This is a genomic window from Bacteroides sp. ET489 (assembly GCF_030518095.1).
In the GTDB taxonomy this organism is placed as follows: domain Bacteria; phylum Bacteroidota; class Bacteroidia; order Bacteroidales; family Bacteroidaceae; genus Bacteroides; species Bacteroides ndongoniae.
In genome coordinates, this window is sequence record NZ_JAULLJ010000021.1 from 1 (window position 1) to 17,436 (window position 17,436).

A 17,436-nucleotide genomic window follows, 5' to 3' on the forward strand; every position below is an offset into this window, starting at 1 on the left:
AAGTGACACGTCCGTTTTTCGGAAAAGACTAACGGAAGAGTAAACCATGTAAAAAACGTTATAAAAGCCGGAGCAACGCTTGCACCGCTCCGCCGGATTGCTTGTACCGAACACGAACAATGCTTGTGCGGAACGCCAACAATGCTTGCAATCCGGCCCCAGATTGCTTGTCAATAGCCCTGAAAAAGCATGTCCGACGAAAAAAAACGGTACTTCCGCATTCCGGAAGTACCGTTTCCGTGTTTCCGGCTCCGTTTTTTCCGTTTCCGGAGCCTGTTTTTATTCTATTTCAAATGTAAAGTTTTCGCTATACGTCTATAAATAAGGCAGAAAGGCGTTCTCCGCTCCGTTTTTTTCCACCGTTCCCGCCTCGCGTCCGAAATACGCGATTCTCGCGGGATTGGGGAATCAAAGTGTCACTTTGACAACGCAGATATCCGTTTCTCCAACTTCTTTTTCAAGATTCCCTTCCGATAGCCTTTCCATATCTCCAGTATCTTCCCGTCGGGAGCTATCAGTACAAAATAAGGGATGCCGCTCATTTTGTAACGCGAGGCAAGCGTCCGTCCGCCAGTTTTCAGTTCGTTCCACTGGTGGCCGGGCATCTCGTGTTCGGACAGAAAAGTAGTCCACCGCTCTTTATCGTCGGTACAAATGCCTACCAGCGCCAGTTTGCCCGCATAGATTTCGGCTATTTCCTTTAATTCCGGTTCTGCCATGCGACAAGGCCCGCAAGTTATACTCCAAAAGTCAAGCAGGATGTAGCGGTCTTTCAGCTCGGACAAGTGATGCTTCCCGCCGTCAGCGTCATAAAGTAGGTCGTCCACCATCTCGTCACCCTCTTCCACCGTGGGAGCGGGAAAAGCGTACGACTCCATCAGTTTCCCCCTTTCCGTGTTCTGCCAGTCGAGAGGAAGACGGGCATAGAGCTGCTGAAAGTCGGGACGACAGGAGGCCAGGAAGTCTTGTTGGCCTGTGGCATACCAGGCGATTTCCAGAAACTTATCCAACCATGCTTCCGTTACGGGTATCGTCTTCAGATAGGAAAGTCCCTTGCTGACAATACGGTTGTTCAGCTCACGCAAGCGTTTCGAAGATAAGCTGTCCCCTCGCTCGGTTTCTGCGTCCAGACGGAGGATTTCTTCCACTTCGGCGGCAACGCAGGCCTCATAACCCAACATGTCTTTCTGCAGACCGACGTTGGTCGTCACCATCCACCGGTTCAACCATTTGTCCTCGCCCTGAAAGTCAATCCAACCGCCAGGCTCCACCCACAAGTCGAGTACCCAGTTGGGAAAGCCTTTTCCCCAACCGAAAAACCTCAGATGACGAGGGCGGGAAATCGTATCTTCATAAACCATCTGTCCGTCCTGCAGGGGAAACTCGGCAATGGCTTTGCCGACACCCATACGGGGATTAAAATCATAAAGTACCCCCTTCACACTGTCGGGCATGTTCTTCAAGTTCCAACGAATGACGAATTTCCCATCGGAAGGGGAAGCCCCCCAAACGGTTCCACAGCAAACAAACCAAACGAGCAGCCATGGCATGCACCTCATCACCGACATATTTATTCTTTTTCCAACGTTACTACCATCATCGGAGATACCTTCACGCTGGCCTCCTTCATGCCGATAAAGGCCACCTTGAGTATGGCGCCGCTGGGAGCAGGCAACGAGAACTTACCGTCCACATCGGTCACGGTACCTTTGTTCGTACCTTCAATCAGAATCGAAGCGCCGATGACGGGCTCGCCCTGCGGGTCTACTACCAGCCCGCTGACCTTCACCTCGCCATCCTGCACACCAGCCGTGGCAGCCTTGGTACGGACGTAAAGAACACCTTTCTTTCCCGCCTCGCCATAAAGTGAGACAGCTGCCTGAGACTTCAATACGGTAACCGACTCAATCTGGTCGGGCGACAAACTCTTGAGGGTAGCTTCATCCGACACTTTATCGTCAATCACCACCAACGCCTTCTGAGCATTGTCCGACACGCGGATGGTAGCCACCGTACCTGCCAAAGGTTTCGGCTCCTCCTTCTTCAGTGTGACCAGCATGACGGCTTTCTTGCTCTTGTCCGTCGTATACTTTGCTATATCGGACGGTTCCTTCAGCACGCTGAAAGACTGGATGCGGCTGGGATTGAGAGCCTGAAGTATTTCGGGGGTCACCTCCCGTCCGTCCACCAGTATCAGTATGTCCGCATGGTCGGTAGTACTTGCCCCCCTTATAATAAGGGGCTGGTTCTTTGAAGCGACTTTCTCATTGCCCTCATCCAGCATGAACTTGACAGGTACGGTAAACTTCACCGACACCGGCTTTCCGCCCTGCATTCCCGGCTTCCACTTGGGCATAGCGTTCACCAGACGGATGGCTTCGGCATCAAAATCGGGCTCCACACTACGCAGCACTTTCGCACCGCTGATGCTTCCGTCTTTATTCACTACAAACTGAACCGTTACGCGTCCCTGCATACCGGCCTCCTTGGCCGCTTCAGGATAACGCATATTCTTCTTGAAATACTCCATCAGCCCGGCCATGCCACCATCAGGATACTCAGGCATCTGCTCCACCACTTCGAAGACGGGCGTACCTTTCAGGTCGTCTTTCACTTCCTGAGGCACATGGATTACGCCCGGCGGCAGCGTGTCTTTCACTGCTTCGACCACACTTTCCGGCAGATTTGTTTTCACCATTTCGGCCAAATCATTAACTTTGGCACTTGAAATCTCGTCGGTCACAGCCGACACTTCGGGACGGGCAAAGGCCGTTACAGCCAGTGCCGCCAGCGGGAGTACGTAGAGGTACTTCACCCGCGCCCACGGATTGGACTTTTCTTTTAACATCATAGTGATACGTTTTTTAAGTGAACTGTGATTAAAGCTGTTGGCCATAGAGTAGAGCCTTGTGCCGACAGCTTTTTTTATTAATAACATCTGATATTTCCTGGCATCCACCCCCTCGCGCAGCACGGTTTCATCGGCCTCGTACTCGTGAAGGGTCTGCAACTCCTGCTTCAACAGCCATGCGGCGGGATTGAACCACTGCACAAAGATGCAGAGGTCGGCCAGCAGCAGGTCCCACGAATGTCGGTTGCGGATGTGCGCCAACTCGTGAATCAATATCTCGCGGCCGTTCTCCTCCAGATCCTTACGCGACAGGACGATGTAGCGCATCCAGCTGAAAGGGGCGATGTCGCGATCGTGCACCACCAGCCTTACATGCTCCGCACGACCCGGCAGATAATCCGATACCCGCTCCAACCGGCCCCGGCGCAACAACGCGCCCAGCCTGCCAAGCGACCACAAATTGCGTACGGCAAAGAAAACAATCCCTGCCAGATAGACCAGCAATGCCACACGTACCCACAGTGCCGTAGCTGGCTGTGCCACGACTGTCTCCTGCCCTTCCTCCACATCGGCCAGCAGAAGCAGCTGTTCCAGCGTAAGCATCGTTTCCTGCACTCCCACCGGTTCGTTCACACTGACCTCCACCAGCGGAAGCACGGACGACAGCACCAGCAGTCCCAACAAGGCAAAGCGGTTGAACCGATGAAACGTGTCGCGACTCATCAGCAGCTTATAGAACAGGTAGAACACCGCCAGACAGGCAGCAGACTTAAGTATGTAGACTAAAAAGATTCCCATATAATTTATGTTTTAGTTGACGAGTTAATGAGTTGACAATGCCTTCTCCAATTCCTGCTTCATGACCTCCGTACCGGGGAAACCCACATGCTGGCACGCTACCCGGCCTTCCCTGTCCAATATCAGGTAAGCAGGAATACCTGTGAACTGGTATTTCTTCAACAGGTCGGCGTTCTGTGCGTTGGTCAGGTAATAATGCTCGCCGTGAATGTCGGTAATCATCTTTTTCCACAAAACCTGCGGAGAGGTTTCGTCGGTCACGAACACAAAATCCACATCCTTGCCCTTCAGTTCCTCCTTCATCGGCTTCATGCTCTTCATGGCCTGACGACAAGGAGCGCACCACGTGGCCCAGAAGTCTATCAACACCACCCGTCCCTTATGTCGGGCAGCAATGGCCGGCAGCAGGCTGTCGCCCCTGACGGAAGCGTCCAGCGTAGCAATGGTGTAACCGTCTCCTCCATGGGCAGCCTTTTTCAGAGCCTCTGCGTATTCGTGGTGTTGGGTCAGGACATATTCGCGGATGGCAGGCGTCTGCAAGCTGTCCACCTTGGCCAGCAACGTATCGGGCAACGGAGCCATGCGTCCTAAGTAGCGGCGCGCCATCTCGTTCAAGACCATGCTTTCCAAATCCTTGCACCAGGAATGGTCTGCGGCAGGATCGTGAGCCTTACTCAAGGCCGACACAATGCTCGGATAGCGCGTAGTCATCATCATGGTCGGTGAGCGGAGGGAATCAAGTGCCATGATTTCATCGCGGAAGCCGGGACCCTCGGTCAGGCTGCCCCGCTCCTGTCCTTTGGCCCGCAGAGCAAAACCTATGGTGTACTTGGCAGAAACGACATTGCTGAATGTAAGAGCCTGCAATTCCAAGTGCAGCAACCTCTTCACAGGGGCACTGAGCGAAGCATCGTTCTCCAGCCACTGATTCACCCGGTCATAATAAGCCAATACCTTCTCTTTCAGCTCGTCCACCGACATGGTGCCGATATCGTCCAGCTCGTCAGTCGCATCCAGACTGTAAGGGCCGTTGTTCAAGGCAGTATTCAGCCCGTCGTAATCGCCCTCGAACCACACTTTCTGCACGTCCTTGTATTCTTCGCCAAAGAGATGTGTAGTAGCCATCTGTATAGCATGGTAGTTGATGGTCATCGTCACCTCACTGCCCGGCGCCACAAAGACAGAATACTTCTGCCTGCCCACGTAGAACGACTTCAGTCCTGGATGGGTCAGGTAGTCATCTATCACACAAACACCGTCCTTCTCTTCGACAGAAACAGGCAGTAACGACTGCGCCCCCCATTCGCTCAAACCATAACGGATACTGCCCGGCGACACCTTGCCCAGGAAACGGACGGTGATGCGGAACTTTCCGAAGACGGGCTGCGCCGCCGGCAGAGGGCGGTCGTAGTCGGGCCGATGATTGACCAAACGTTCGAGCACGGCGATTTCGGGCTTTTTGCCGTCCAAGTGTATCTGAAGCAGTTTCCACCCCCGGTCCACATTTTCCTGAAAATCGAATGTAGCAACATCGGCCGGAAGGGGCTCGAACGTCCACTGCATACTGACTTTCCCGTTAGCGGCTACTTTCATACCCTCCGTGGTCGAAATGCCTTCAGCCTTCTTCAAGGCATATTGCTTGCCTCCGGCGGACAAGGTAGCCGAAGGGGACAAACTGATTTCATCGCCCATGGCTCCGGCATAATAGTCTACGTCGACCACCGTACGGTCATCATAAAGAGATACACGACTCACTTCCAGCCTTGTCTCTCCACTCAGGAAGTAGGGCTTCTCCACCACCTTCAGTTGTGCGTACCCACTCAGCCAGCACAGCACGGACAACATTACCAATAATATCTTTTTCATACGGATTCTATATTAAATGATCCAACTTATCATTGCTTCTCGTCCGACACCTGCCGGATGGCCTCCAGCAGCTCGTCGCGCTTCTGCTGACTGGTGCCTGTCACCAACTTGCGCACCACGCCCTGCTTGTCCAGCACCACCGTGGTAGGTGTCTGCTGCACGCCGAACATCTTCCACAGCACCGAGTCGCCTGCCACCTGATGGAAGCGGAAACCACGACGCTCTATGATCTTCTCAATCTGTTCGGGCGTATTCCAGGTGACGGCCAGGTAGTTCACGTCGGGACAGACGTCCATCCACCCGTTCAGCTCGGGCATCTCGCGAATGCAGGGACCGCAACCGGTGTACCAGAAGTTCAACACCAGCGGACGCCCTTGCGTGTTGCTGTCGGTCCAGCGACTACCGTCCGTGGCTTGCACACTGAAAGGCTTGATGCGCTCGCCCTCCTGCAGGGCCGACTTGGGGGCGTGGTCGATGATGGACAGGAACTTTTTATTCTCCTTCGCCTTCTCCAGCCAATAGTCGGCATCCTTCACTTCGGACAGGGGAACGGCATATTTCTTCGATTCTTCGCTCAGCTTGACGCCCGTCACCAGCATCATCATCCGTCCGTCGTCATTCTTCAGGATAGACATCTGATAGGCAGCTCCCTGCAGCTCCGAGGGCGACTCCGTAAAGAAGCAGCCGTCCACCAGCAGTTTCGCTTCCTTTTTCCCGTCCGTCTGCCCCCACGAAAGCATGGTCAGGCCACACAGCAGCCACACCGTCAGCAGCAACCGCTTCTTCATAACTGTCCCTCCTCTACCTTCTGTATCAGTTCCTTCAGCTCTTTCAGCGAAATGTCTTCCTCCTTCACCAGCGATGACACGGCACCCAGATACGAGTTATTGAAATACTTGCTGATAACGCTCCGCAACGTACGGCGGCTGAAGTCGTCGCGAGTCACCGTGGCATAATACTGATAGGTGTTGCCAAAAGCCTTATGCGCCAGATAGCCTTTCTCCTCCAGCCCACGCACAATGGTAGACAAGGTATTGAAGTGTGGCTTCGGATCGTCGTAGAACGCCAGCATTTCTTTCACAAACAACGGACCTTTCTCCCAGAAAAATCCCATGATTTCTTCTTCTTTTGCAGTCAGTGTTTTCATATCTATTTTTTAGTTACAATAAGCTACGAGTTACGAGCTACGAGCTACGAGTTACGAGCTACGAGTTATGTGCTACGAGCTACAAGTTATGTGCTACAAGCTACGATATGAGTTATGAGCTACGAGCTACAAGCTACGAGTTATGTGCTACAAGCTACGAGTTACGAATTACGAATTTGCAACCCGCCACTTACTTGTAGCTCGTAGCTTGTAGCTCATAACTCGTAGCTCTTCCATCCGCAAATAACGAAATATTTTAGTTCATAAACTAATTTTCATAGTTAATAAGAACTAAAACTTTTAGTTTGCCTGAAAAGCCGGGAAGAGAGTGAATGAAAAATGGTGAATGGTTGAGGGTTTGGAGATTTTTTAGACGCGGAGAACACAGATAACACGAATTTAAAATTTTTACTCTGTGTCCTCTGTGGTTGTATATACAGACGCAAAATTTTGCGTCTCTACTGTAGCGGATTATTCATTTTCAAAATACCTACAAATAGGGATTGCACCATCTGCCCAAAAATCGTTAATTTGCGCCCGGAAGAAAACAATGACCGCCACAAGGCAGTTATTACACTAAAACAAGCATTTACGCCTATGAACGAACCGCATAAATACCGTGCTACGGACAAGATGAGCGACCTCATCTGCGACAATTACTCCCTACTGATGGTGATGAGCCGCTTCGGCCTGTCACTGGGCTTCGGCGACAAGACGGTAAAAGATGTCTGCCAGACACAGGGAGTGGACTACCGCACCTTCCTGGCCGTGGCCAACTTCATCAGCCACGAACCCTACACCTATAGCAACGAGGAAGAAGATTTCTCGCTCACTGCCCTGATGGACTACCTGAAGCGGGCACACACCTACTTCCTCGACTTCAACCTGCCCGCCATCCGCCGCAAGCTCATCGAAGCCATCGACTGCTCGGGTACGGAGGACGTATCTTTCCTCATCCTGAAGTTTTTCGACGAGTATGCCAAGGAAGTACGCCGCCACATGGAGTACGAGAATCAGGCCGTTTTCACCTACGTCGACGAACTGCTGAAAGGCCATCTGTCCGCCACGTACGACATTGCCACCTTCGCCAGCCATCACAACCAGATAGACAGCAAACTGACCGAACTGAAGAATATTATCATCAAATACTATCCCGAAAAAGATAACAACAACCTGCTGAACGCCGTTCTGTTCGACATCTTCAACTGCGAACAGGACCTTGCTTCACACTGTCAGGTAGAAGACTATATGTTTGTACCCGCCGTGGCGCAAATGGAAAGGAGACTGAAAGATGAGCAGCAATAACCTGTCGTTGAAAATAGTGGTAGCCGAAATCTCTGTCATAATCCGCAGCGGTGTGTCGGCCGTACTTCGCCGCATCCCCAACTTTGACATCCACCCCGTAGAGGTCAACTCTGCCGAGGCTCTGGGCCACTATGCCAACCTGCACCAACCCGACATCATTATCATCAATCCTGCCCTCGACGGCTGGTTCAACCTGCCTGCCTTCAAGGCCGAACATCCCCGGCTGGCGGGTGTCAAATACATCGCCCTCATTTCGTCAGTGACCAACAACAACGTGCTGAAGGAATACGACGAACGCTTCTCCATCTGCGACGACCTCGACATCATCACCGCCAAACTGAATAGCTTGCTCCGCAACGACGAAGAGGAAGAAGAGGAAAAGGACAACGAATCAGATACCCTGAGCCAGCGCGAGAAGGAGATCGTCACCTGCGTCGTAAAGGGAATGACCAACAAAGCCATTGCCGAGAAGCTCTTTCTCTCCATCCACACCGTCATCACCCACCGCCGCAACATTGCCCGCAAGCTGCAGATCCACTCTCCCGCCGGCCTCACCATCTACGCCATCGTCAACAAACTGGTCGAGTTGAGCGACATCAAGGAGAAGCTGTAGTACTATTCAATTAAAAATGAAAAATGAGGATTATTCCTTGGTGTTCGAATAAATAAGGTTTTAAGCAAAACTAATCCGCTACAGTAGAGATGTAAAATTTTGCGTCTCTATGCACGTATACACCATGATTCTGTTCACCACAGAACACACAGATTGTCACAGATTAGAAATCCATGTTTTTTCCGTGTCATCCGTGCCTCAAACCTAACCTCCCAACCATTATTCATTATTAATTATTCATCAACCCTAAACCTCCATTTCCCCTTCTCCCCCCTCTCTCTTGGAGAGGGGTCGGGGATGAGGCCCCACAAACAAAATTCCCGCCCTGCGATATCACATCGGAAGGCGGGAATCCTTTTATCTTCATAAAAGTGGTTACGTAATTATGACTAACTAATTCATTCAAATCTGATACTGCAAAGATAGCGCATCGGCACAGATGGTGCAATCGCATGAATTAGGTATAATGCCGTCTCCCTTTCATCAAATATAAGTAATAAAGCTTGGATATTCTTCTTTCAGGCATAACTGTGCATTCCTCCCAACAGGAAATTGACTCCGAAATACGTGGCCAGCACACATAGGAAAGCTGCCACACAAAACGCATGGAAGAACACCGGACGACGGAACCAGGGTAACGAAGCCGGATGTAAAGCCAGGGCATAGACCAGCATCGTCACCAGTGCCCACACTTCCTTGGGATCCCATCCCCAATAGCGTCCCCACGACACATTGGCCCACACTGCTCCCACAAAGATACCTGCCGCCAGCAGGAACACTGCCGGATAGAGCATCAGACGGCTCACCGTCTGCAACTGTTCCATTTCGTCTCCGCAGTCTTTCCGCATCGCCCTCAGCAAAAGGGCTGCCACACCGTTCAGCATCACAAAAGCCAGCAACGCATAGGCTATCATGATGACCGCCACATGAATACTGAGCAACGGCGAAGCAAGTACCGGCATCAGCGGAGTGATCTGTGGATTGCGCTCGCCCAGCATCGACACCATCAGCGCCAGCCCGCACACCAGAAAACCGAAAGGCAAAGCCAGCGGAAAACGTCTCCGAAAGCACAGTGTCAGTACCGCTGCACATACGGCCAGCAGATGCATCGTCTCGTGCCCGTTCGACATCGGCAGATGCCCGCTCACCACTCCGCGCAGCACCATCAGTACCAACAGCCACAATACAACGGCTCCCATCACTCCCGTCAGTCCGCGGCCAACGGTCTTCCCTGCCTGTCTGCAACGTATCAGGCAACGCACATAGTAAACAAACGTTCCCAGTCCCAACAGCACCAACGTCACTGCCAGAGGCAGACTGTTGTTCAGCCGGTTGTAGAGCCGTTCGGCACGAAAGCGCAGGTCCGAAGGCAACATTCCGGCTGCCTCACGCCGCTGGTAGCTGCGTATCTTCTCCACCAGCCGCTCCACTTCGGCATAGTCTTTCCGGGCCACCTGCTCGGCCACGTAGTTCATCACTCCCCGCACAAAGGCTCCTTTCTCATACGACAGGTCCTTCGGCAGACGATCAGCCAGCGACAGCCACTCCAACCGGTAGCGACCACCATGCAGTGTGTCACTAATAACCCGATACGGAAACAGTTTCCACAGACTTCCGGCAGCTGCCGCACTCACCAGACTGAACTTTTCGTTTGCCTCACCTGCGCCATGCGTGTCTTTCACCGCAGCTCCGGCTAGCCGGTCGGCGTCGAGCTTATAGCCTTCCGGCCCCACAAAGTCTTGCAGGCTGGCATAGCTTCCGTCAATTCCCAGCAAACGGCGCACTTCCCGGCTCTTCACACGGATGCACGGCTCCGTCTTCCAGTCGTCGTAGTAGAAGAACCAGCCAGTCAGCACCTGCTCGGCCGAAAGTCCCTTGTATTCCGGCTTGCCATACAGCTTCACCGTAAAGTCCCTGGCCAGCGTCTGCAAAGGGCAGATGCGGTCACGATAGTACACGTACATTTCGCCCATAGCAGCCGCTGTCTCCCGAGGCAGTACCCGTGGCAGTCCCTCCTGTGCCCGAACGGACGGAACCGACAGCAACAGTACCGCCGCCAGCCCTACTCCCCGCATTCCCCGAGCACTGCGAAGCAGCTGCCTGAACGTACTGTGCGGACTGAAGAAGAACATCAGCCCCGAAAACAGCAGAGCGAGGTAGCCCGCATACGTGATGCCGATACCCCACGGATCGCATGCCACCGACAGCGTAGCGCCCTGCCCGTCGGCATCGTAAGCCGACTGGTAGAACCGGTAAGGCCCGTAACGGAAAATACGGTTCATGCTCACCACTGCCTCCTGCCGCTCCCCGTTCGCCACCAGTGCAAAACGGCTTACAAAGTCGCTCGGTGCCGATGTACCCGGATAATACTCCACCCGGAAGTCATCCAGCACCAGTGCAAAAGGCAAGGGTACCACCCGGCCGTCCGAAGCGAGAAAAGAACTTTCCGTTCCACCCTTCCGCAAATGTACCCTGCCTTGCACACCCCACACATGGGTAACCAATGCTCCCAGCAGAATCACCGCAAACGACAGGTGCAGACAAAAAGTCGCCCGGTGCTTCTGCACCCGGCGACCTATCAGATAAAGGATGGCTGCGACAGCCGTCACGGCCCAACAGACAGCAAACCACGAGGCTCCGTATACATACCGGACCACCCAACCGGTGCCCCACACTTTCTCCACACACGTGGCTGCCATCAGCACCACCAGCAACATCCCCAGCAGACCGAAAGAAAGATTTCGTAAATGTTTCTTTGCCATAACTAAAAAGAAAGAGAACCCGTCAGATGGAGTCAATGAACTTCACGATCGCGTCGCGATCCTCCTTCGAGAGCTCGCGGAATTTCTTTACGCTATAGTAGGCATCACTCTGCTCGCTCGTACCGTGCCACATGATGGCCTCCAGCGTCGTACGTGCCCGGCAGTCGTGCAGGCGGTCGGCATACTCGGCACCGGTACAACGCTGGTGCAGGCCACGTCCCCACAACGGTGTAGTACGGCACCATCCCGTACGGATGTCGTTCACCATGTGCAGCTTGTGTTGTACCATGTCCGTATAAGGCCATATCTTCTGATTGGGATAGCGTGGCAACAGGTTGGCCCGTTCGCCCGTAAAGAAACGTGCCGGGTCGCGTATCTCGTCCTCGCCCGTCGTCCAGCTGGGCTTGTGGCAGTAGGCACAGCCTATTTCCGAAAAGAGTTCCTTGCCGCGCACCACAGCTTCGTCGTCTACATTGCGTGCGGCAGGCACGGCCAGACCACGGTGCCACACCATCAGGTCGATGTAGTCCTGATCGCTGATTTCTACTGGCAGGTTCTTCGATGTCAGATAATTATAGATGTTATCGGCTACGTTGTCCGTAAACCATTCGGGATGCTCCTCGGCAGTAGATACCTTGGTAATGTATGCCGGAAATCCGGCCTGAATGTCCGGATCCTGCGAAGCATACGTAGCATACGTACCTGCCGCATCCAGATAATGGAAACGCCGGTCACTGCGGGTCACGTTCGTAATGTTCCAGAAGGCATTGGCTCCGGCAGCATCCTGCAGGGGCCCGCGACTCAAGGCATACGTATAGCGGTAAGGATACTTCGTACCGTCACCTCCCTGAGCCGTGTTGGCATACTGTCCCGTCCACTCACCGTTGGCAAAAATGTTCGGGTTCAGACCGTTGGGCAGAAAGCCGTCCTGTTCTTGCCTGGCATACTCGGCTTTCAGGTCAGCATCGCTGATGGCATCCAGCAGACCGGTTCCGTATATACCGATGGTCGATTCCAGACGCACCTCATAGTCACCCACGTCATATCCCCGGTTGGCCACATAGATCGCACTTTTCGGAATCGTCACTTCCGGATAGCGCAAACGGTAAGTCTCCCCGTCGGGAAACTGATTACCGAAAGCATCGGTATACTCGTGCCACGTGATGCGGATCTGCGACTCGTCAACCGGTGCCTTGAAGGGAGCTACTGCCTTCGTCTGCGGCATACCGGCCAGCCAGGGCACATAGGCATTGGTCGCCGGATTGTAGACAACAAGCAGATAGCCGTTTCCTATCTCGCTGGTGTTGAACGTACCGTTGTTCTGACTCTTGCCATGACCGTAGCCGGGATGGCAGTGCATGCAGGAAGTACGGATATAGAGCGGCCCCAACCCGTGACGCACCCCTTCGTTGTTCGAGTTGAACGACTTTTCAAACAGCTGTTCTCCCCGTTTGAATTCCTCAAAGAAGTTTTCTTCCACAACAGCCGTAGGCTGCTCAAATGCTGTTGTGGTCTGCAGGAACGAAGTTCCCAGTTCTCCCCCTGTATAATACCATTCGGGCAGTTCCGTGGCTCCTCCGTCCGTTGACGGGACAGCCGGTCCGTCGTCCTGGCAGGCGGTCAGGCACAAGCCCAGCGCAGCCATCAGGTAAAAATAGTTACATTTCATTTTTTCCTCAGATATTGACATTTAACTCCGTTGTTACGATTCTCCTGCCTGCTCAATTCTGTGCCACTGCGTTCATCACCGCGCTCAATGCGTCCGACACCTCATTGCAGGCAGCAATGGCGGCCTGGTTAATGGCATCGTACTGCGGGTCGCGTGCCGTCTTGGCAAAAGGTTCCTGCATCTTTCCGATGGCATCGATGGCAGCCTGGATGGCGTTCTTCAGGCGGGTATCCGCCTCCGGACTGATAGTAGCTACGTAAGCGCTCAGCGAATGGTCCACCGGCTGAATGTAACCGTCGGTCACATTTCCGTTCTTGCCTACCTGATAACCTTCGTACGCATTCTGTATGCTCTTGATGTTGTCGGTAAAGTCTTCAATCGAATTCAGGCTGTAAGGCGATTCTATGTAGTCGGGATCATCCTCCTCGCCGTGTCCGGTCGGATTGCCTATCTTCAGGCCACCCACTTCGTCGGCAATGTCCTGTGCTCCCACCAGCAGTTCCTGAATGGCGTTGGCATAGCTCACCCACGTCGATCCCAGCTGTCCCGAGTTGATCATCTCATATCCGTACTTACGGGTAGGCTCCAGTTCGAGTTCGGCCAGCAAGTCGCGCTTCTCCTGATCAATGTCGGCTACTCCGTCGGCCCACGATACTTCCAGACGGATGCACTGGTTGCGCAGGTCGGCAGCCACGGCAGTCAGGTAAATCAGTTCCTGTTTGGTATACAGGCTCACGTCACGTGGTTCTCCCGTACCGATACCGTCGGTACCTACCCCGTACAGCATGTATTCCACGGCATGAAATCCCAGCAGACTCTCGCCCAGCGTCGAGATAAACACACCGTCCTCGTCCATGTTTGCCATCTGCTGCTCGTTACTCAGCATGTTCTCCATGGCGGTACGGTCCAATGGCCAGGTATCAATATGCGGATCGATGTTGTAGTCGGCAGCAGGCCCATAAAGCCATGCCTCGCTCAACTCCCAGTAGCGGCGTGCTTTCTCCCACGAGTCACAGGCTTCCTGCACCATGGCTCTGGTCAGATTGCCTGCACCGGCATTGCGCAGTGCCAGGCATTTTTCATACAGTTCCATCGTAGCATCGGCCATACCACGATACGTCGGCACTACCGTCTTCTCAATGTAGTCCTTGGCTACCAGCTGCAAGGCTTGTTCCTGGCCAGTCAGTTCTCTCGGATCGCCCGTGTTGTCGTCGTCGCTGCAGGCAGCGTTACTCAGTCCCAATGCTGCTGCCATCATCAGGCAGGCAGTTCCTTTCCAAAATTTCTTCAATTCCATATCAGTTTATTTATTATTGGTTATTCATTCTATTTTCGTGTATAAATGGAGGTATTCTCTTTCAAGGAGTCAGAGCAGTTAAAGATACCCTCTTCCCTCCTCTTATCTGCCAAACAACCCCGCATACGCCACTCCCAGCGAAATGGAAGGCTCGTTGTTGTACTTGCTTTTCAGCAAGCCGATGGAATATTCTCCTTTGACCACAATGTCCTTGATGGGATAATAGTTGACACCCGCCGCCAGGCGCGTACGTCCGCACCAGTCGTACTGATACACACCGGTTTCCACCTTATACATGGAGTCGTAATAGTCATATCGGGCAAACACGTAGAGTTTCTGTTCCTTTTCCCGCAGTTTGGCGATTTGCGAAAACAGGTCATACCCCGCTTCTATGCCAACGGCAATGGCATCCGATGCCACGTCCTGCGCCTTCGACGGAGAACTTTTCTGCTGATTCTTGTTCCAGGTAGTAATGATATCCGAGTCCGACAGATGACCGTAGTCCGCATAGCCGCGCACAATCCAGTTATGTCCGTGGTAGTCGAAGTCGAAGGCACCGATCGTCACCGTTCCCTTCACGCCCTCATACTTGGCCGACGTGCTTCGCATCAGGCTGTTACTGAACGAATTGCCCACGTATCCGCTGACCGACAGGCGCAGTCCCTTCACCGAATAGTTATCCACCCGGAAAGCTCCCGCCATCGCATTGGCTATCTTGAATTCGTACGGACTTCCGGCAGCGTCGTGTATCCATCCCTGACGTCCGAAACGGTCCGAGTCCAGTCCCGGCAACAGCATGGCTTCGTAACGCCAGTCACCGGCCTTTCCCCACAGGCTGATGCCCGTCTCGTGCCACGTACAGGGCAGGATGGTATTCTCTCCTTCGGGACGGTACACCCCGAAAAACTCCGTGGGGAGGTGATGGGCATTGGTTGCGCCCACCGGCACAATGATGTGTCCCAGCTTGATGTTGAATGCCGGACAGAACGACTTCTGAATCCAGAACTGTTCCAGCGCCACTTCGCCGCCGCGCTCTATCTCGCTTTCGTATTCGCCTCCTTCGCTTTCCTCTATCTCGATGGCACTTTCCGTACCGCCGTGCTCAAACTCAATCTCGCTGCCCATCGTCCAGCCCTTGCCGAAGTCGTACCCCAGCATGATGACGACGTGCGGCAAGTCAAAACGTCCGTGACTCTTCGCGTCTTTATACGCTTCCGGACTCTTATACCTCAAATAATGGTCACTGTAGAAGTTGCGCGAGTAGACCGCCTCTCCGTATCCACCCAGTGTTAAACGGCTTTTCTTCGGCTCATTCTCCACTGTGCGGTTGTTCTCCACCGCTTCTATGCTTTTCAATTTGGCCTCTTCTCCGGCCTTCTGTGCAGGCTTTGTCTCATTCCCGGCATAAAGTGCTCCCGCACAGAGCATCAGGCCGAGCGACACGCCCCATACCTTTTGTTTCATTTTTCTTATTTTTTATAATTTTTTGTTGACGCAAAGATACGGGGAGCCCCAGAGGAGGACAATACCCAGAAACGGGTATTGTACGAAGAGAAATAAGTAGAAGTAGGTAATAAAATTCCCGCCCTGCGATGTCACATCGGAAGGCGGGAATCCTTTTATCTTCATAAAAGTGGTTACGTAATTATGACTAACTAATTCATTCAAATCTGATACTGCAAAAATAGCGCATCGGCACAGATGGTGCAATCGCATGAATTAAGTATAATTACGTCCTTCTTTCACTAAATATAGGTATATACACAAACAGCTTCAACGTTTTTCATAATACTTCACCCAATCTACTTCCATATAGACAGGCAATTGCAACGAGTCAACCGGTCCTACCCAGTTTCCACCCAACTGCGAATCCAATCGCAGGTGAAACGGGTCGTATGCAAAAGGAAATTGTCCGTGCTTTCCTCCGTTCACCTTCGGATAACAGATGGAACGTTTCCCGTTAGTAAAGTAAACCAGACTGTCGGGATACATCTCTACCGCAAATACATTAAAGCCGTCTTTATCAATAGGTGCCGTAGCATATTTGGGAGGATCATTCCGCTTCAGATTAATGGTATAATGTGAATGCGAGGTCTGATAGACAAAATCATCAAAATTCAAATGTTCCATAATGTCTATTTCGCCTCCGTACGGATAAGGAATCGGATCCGGACACATCCATATAGCCGGCCAGAATCCCTGCGCACATTTTACCTTCGCCCTCACCTCAATACGGCCGAACTTGAATTCTTTCTTATAACGGCTCCATATTCCTCCCGTCAGATATGTAGCGGTATCAGACGGATGAAGCGTATTCCGGACAGCCATCAGCTGAATGGTACTGTCTGTCCACTGATACAGTTCCTCATACGGAGCCATATACGACGACCACGCTCCTCCACGGGGAATTACAGACCAGACCGCCGTATCCAGTTTCTGGTCATTGAAATTCTCTTCCCAGGTCAAAACCCACTGTTCCTTCACCCGACAACTGCTGCAAACCAACAGCAACAAGGCACAGAATCCATAAAGTAATTTTTTCATGCTATTCTTCTTTAGTTCCTGCAAAGTATTCTTAAAACAGATTTCTTCATCGCATCCTGAAAGCCAGTAACATATAGCAGACTACCGCCACCACCATCAGTGCAAAACCGCCGGCATACAGATACGCAGCCCACGGAACCGTTTTCCCAAGCACTCCGCCCAGATTCATGCAGCCCGCCACAATGTTCAGCACCTGACACAACCGGATGGCCAGCACATACTGTCGGGCAAGGTTCGCCTCTGTGATGCGGAAAGGAAAGTTGAACACCCGGACCGGCAGAAACATACTGCTCCCCAGTACCAGAAATACCAGCAGTGCCACAATACCTTCAACGGCTCCCGCCGCACCGAAGCTCATGCCTGCCGCACCGGCCCGATACGCAATGATGCCCCACTCCACCAGCACTGGAATCAGCGCAATACCCGTCAGGATATAGTCTACTTTCGCCCGCCTGTAACGCAGGTCGTGCCCGTTTCCCGAATAATGTCCCAAGTTAATCATCGTTTGTTTCCTCCTTTTCTTCTTTGCTAAACCCGTCCTTCCAGAAGCGGATTCACAGTAAACTGATTGAAATTTGTCATTC

General features: G+C 52.7%; 13 protein-coding genes. 2 read left to right on the forward strand and 11 right to left on the reverse strand.

The genetic code is table 11. From position 1 onward, the window contains the following. Positions 1-416: 416 nt before the first annotated feature. The 5 genes from Q3C19_RS11745 to Q3C19_RS11765 are packed head-to-tail and all read right to left on the reverse strand — an operon-like array spanning position 417 to position 6,662. Positions 417-1,568 (reverse strand): TlpA disulfide reductase family protein, encoded by a 1,152-nt coding sequence (locus tag Q3C19_RS11745; protein WP_302729492.1) that lies wholly within the window; start codon positions 1,566-1,568, stop codon positions 417-419. A gap of 2 nt (positions 1,569-1,570) precedes the next feature. Beyond that, positions 1,571-3,649: a M56 family metallopeptidase gene (locus Q3C19_RS11750; protein WP_302729493.1), complete on the reverse strand. Its 2,079-nt coding sequence runs from the start codon at positions 3,647-3,649 to the stop codon at positions 1,571-1,573. Between the two features lie 24 nt (positions 3,650-3,673). Then, positions 3,674-5,515: a TlpA disulfide reductase family protein gene (locus Q3C19_RS11755; protein WP_302729494.1), complete on the reverse strand. Its 1,842-nt coding sequence runs from the start codon at positions 5,513-5,515 to the stop codon at positions 3,674-3,676. Positions 5,516-5,544: 29 nt separating this feature from the next. After that, positions 5,545-6,303, reverse strand: coding sequence for a TlpA disulfide reductase family protein (locus Q3C19_RS11760; protein ID WP_302729495.1), 759 nt, complete (start codon positions 6,301-6,303; stop codon positions 5,545-5,547). Next, positions 6,300-6,662 (reverse strand): BlaI/MecI/CopY family transcriptional regulator, encoded by a 363-nt coding sequence (locus Q3C19_RS11765; RefSeq protein ID WP_277121021.1) that lies wholly within the window; start codon positions 6,660-6,662, stop codon positions 6,300-6,302. Before Q3C19_RS11765 ends, Q3C19_RS11760 begins: the two co-directional genes overlap by 4 nt. Positions 6,663-7,259: 597 nt before the next feature. On the opposite strand from Q3C19_RS11765, the gene Q3C19_RS11770 reads away from it, so the two are divergent. Together Q3C19_RS11770 and Q3C19_RS11775 are read left to right on the forward strand one after the other, a co-directional pair. Further along, positions 7,260-7,967 (forward strand): hemerythrin domain-containing protein, encoded by a 708-nt coding sequence (locus Q3C19_RS11770; protein WP_071150329.1) that lies wholly within the window; start codon positions 7,260-7,262, stop codon positions 7,965-7,967. After that, positions 7,954-8,580, forward strand: a complete 627-nt coding sequence (locus Q3C19_RS11775) for a response regulator transcription factor (RefSeq protein WP_302729496.1) — start codon at positions 7,954-7,956, stop codon at positions 8,578-8,580. The genes Q3C19_RS11770 and Q3C19_RS11775 overlap by 14 nt, the downstream gene beginning before the upstream one ends. Before the next feature lie 518 nt (positions 8,581-9,098). On the opposite strand, the gene ccsA is transcribed toward Q3C19_RS11775, so the two are convergent. From ccsA to Q3C19_RS11805, 6 genes are all read right to left on the reverse strand, one after another. Further along, a complete protein-coding gene (ccsA, locus tag Q3C19_RS11780; protein ID WP_302729497.1) occupies positions 9,099-11,342 on the reverse strand; it encodes a cytochrome c biogenesis protein CcsA in 2,244 nt (747 codons plus the stop codon). A 22-nt stretch (positions 11,343-11,364) separates the two neighbouring features. After that, complete coding sequence (locus tag Q3C19_RS11785) at positions 11,365-13,011, reverse strand: di-heme oxidoredictase family protein (RefSeq protein ID WP_277121024.1); 1,647 nt, start codon at positions 13,009-13,011, stop codon at positions 11,365-11,367. A gap of 52 nt (positions 13,012-13,063) precedes the next feature. Continuing rightward, on the reverse strand, positions 13,064-14,308 hold the full coding sequence (locus Q3C19_RS11790; RefSeq protein ID WP_302729498.1) for an imelysin family protein: 1,245 nt from the start codon (positions 14,306-14,308) through the stop codon (positions 13,064-13,066). Positions 14,309-14,410: 102 nt separating this feature from the next. Next, positions 14,411-15,772 (reverse strand): hypothetical protein, encoded by a 1,362-nt coding sequence (locus Q3C19_RS11795; protein ID WP_071150334.1) that lies wholly within the window; start codon positions 15,770-15,772, stop codon positions 14,411-14,413. A 309-nt stretch (positions 15,773-16,081) separates the two neighbouring features. Next, positions 16,082-16,852 carry a glycoside hydrolase family 16 protein gene (locus Q3C19_RS11800; protein WP_302729499.1) on the reverse strand — a complete coding sequence of 257 codons (771 nt, stop codon included), beginning with the start codon at positions 16,850-16,852 and terminating at the stop codon, positions 16,082-16,084. A gap of 46 nt (positions 16,853-16,898) precedes the next feature. Beyond that, a complete protein-coding gene (locus Q3C19_RS11805; RefSeq protein WP_022163131.1) occupies positions 16,899-17,354 on the reverse strand; it encodes a hypothetical protein in 456 nt (151 codons plus the stop codon). Positions 17,355-17,436 lie beyond the last annotated feature (82 nt).

Coding starts and splice junctions, on each gene's coding strand:
- ccsA (WP_302729497.1), bottom strand. CDS start 11,342: ATGGCAAAGAAACATTTACGAAATCTTTCTTTCGGTCTGCTGGGGATG.
- Q3C19_RS11805 (WP_022163131.1), bottom strand. CDS start 17,354: ATGATTAACTTGGGACATTATTCGGGAAACGGGCACGACCTGCGTTAC.
- Q3C19_RS11775 (WP_302729496.1), top strand. CDS start 7,954: ATGAGCAGCAATAACCTGTCGTTGAAAATAGTGGTAGCCGAAATCTCT.
- Q3C19_RS11745 (WP_302729492.1), bottom strand. CDS start 1,568: ATGTCGGTGATGAGGTGCATGCCATGGCTGCTCGTTTGGTTTGTTTGC.
- Q3C19_RS11755 (WP_302729494.1), bottom strand. CDS start 5,515: ATGAAAAAGATATTATTGGTAATGTTGTCCGTGCTGTGCTGGCTGAGT.
- Q3C19_RS11765 (WP_277121021.1), bottom strand. CDS start 6,662: ATGAAAACACTGACTGCAAAAGAAGAAGAAATCATGGGATTTTTCTGG.
- Q3C19_RS11800 (WP_302729499.1), bottom strand. CDS start 16,852: ATGAAAAAATTACTTTATGGATTCTGTGCCTTGTTGCTGTTGGTTTGC.
- Q3C19_RS11795 (WP_071150334.1), bottom strand. CDS start 15,772: ATGAAACAAAAGGTATGGGGCGTGTCGCTCGGCCTGATGCTCTGTGCG.
- Q3C19_RS11785 (WP_277121024.1), bottom strand. CDS start 13,011: ATGAAATGTAACTATTTTTACCTGATGGCTGCGCTGGGCTTGTGCCTG.
- Q3C19_RS11750 (WP_302729493.1), bottom strand. CDS start 3,649: ATGGGAATCTTTTTAGTCTACATACTTAAGTCTGCTGCCTGTCTGGCG.
- Q3C19_RS11790 (WP_302729498.1), bottom strand. CDS start 14,308: ATGGAATTGAAGAAATTTTGGAAAGGAACTGCCTGCCTGATGATGGCA.
- Q3C19_RS11760 (WP_302729495.1), bottom strand. CDS start 6,303: ATGAAGAAGCGGTTGCTGCTGACGGTGTGGCTGCTGTGTGGCCTGACC.
- Q3C19_RS11770 (WP_071150329.1), top strand. CDS start 7,260: ATGAACGAACCGCATAAATACCGTGCTACGGACAAGATGAGCGACCTC.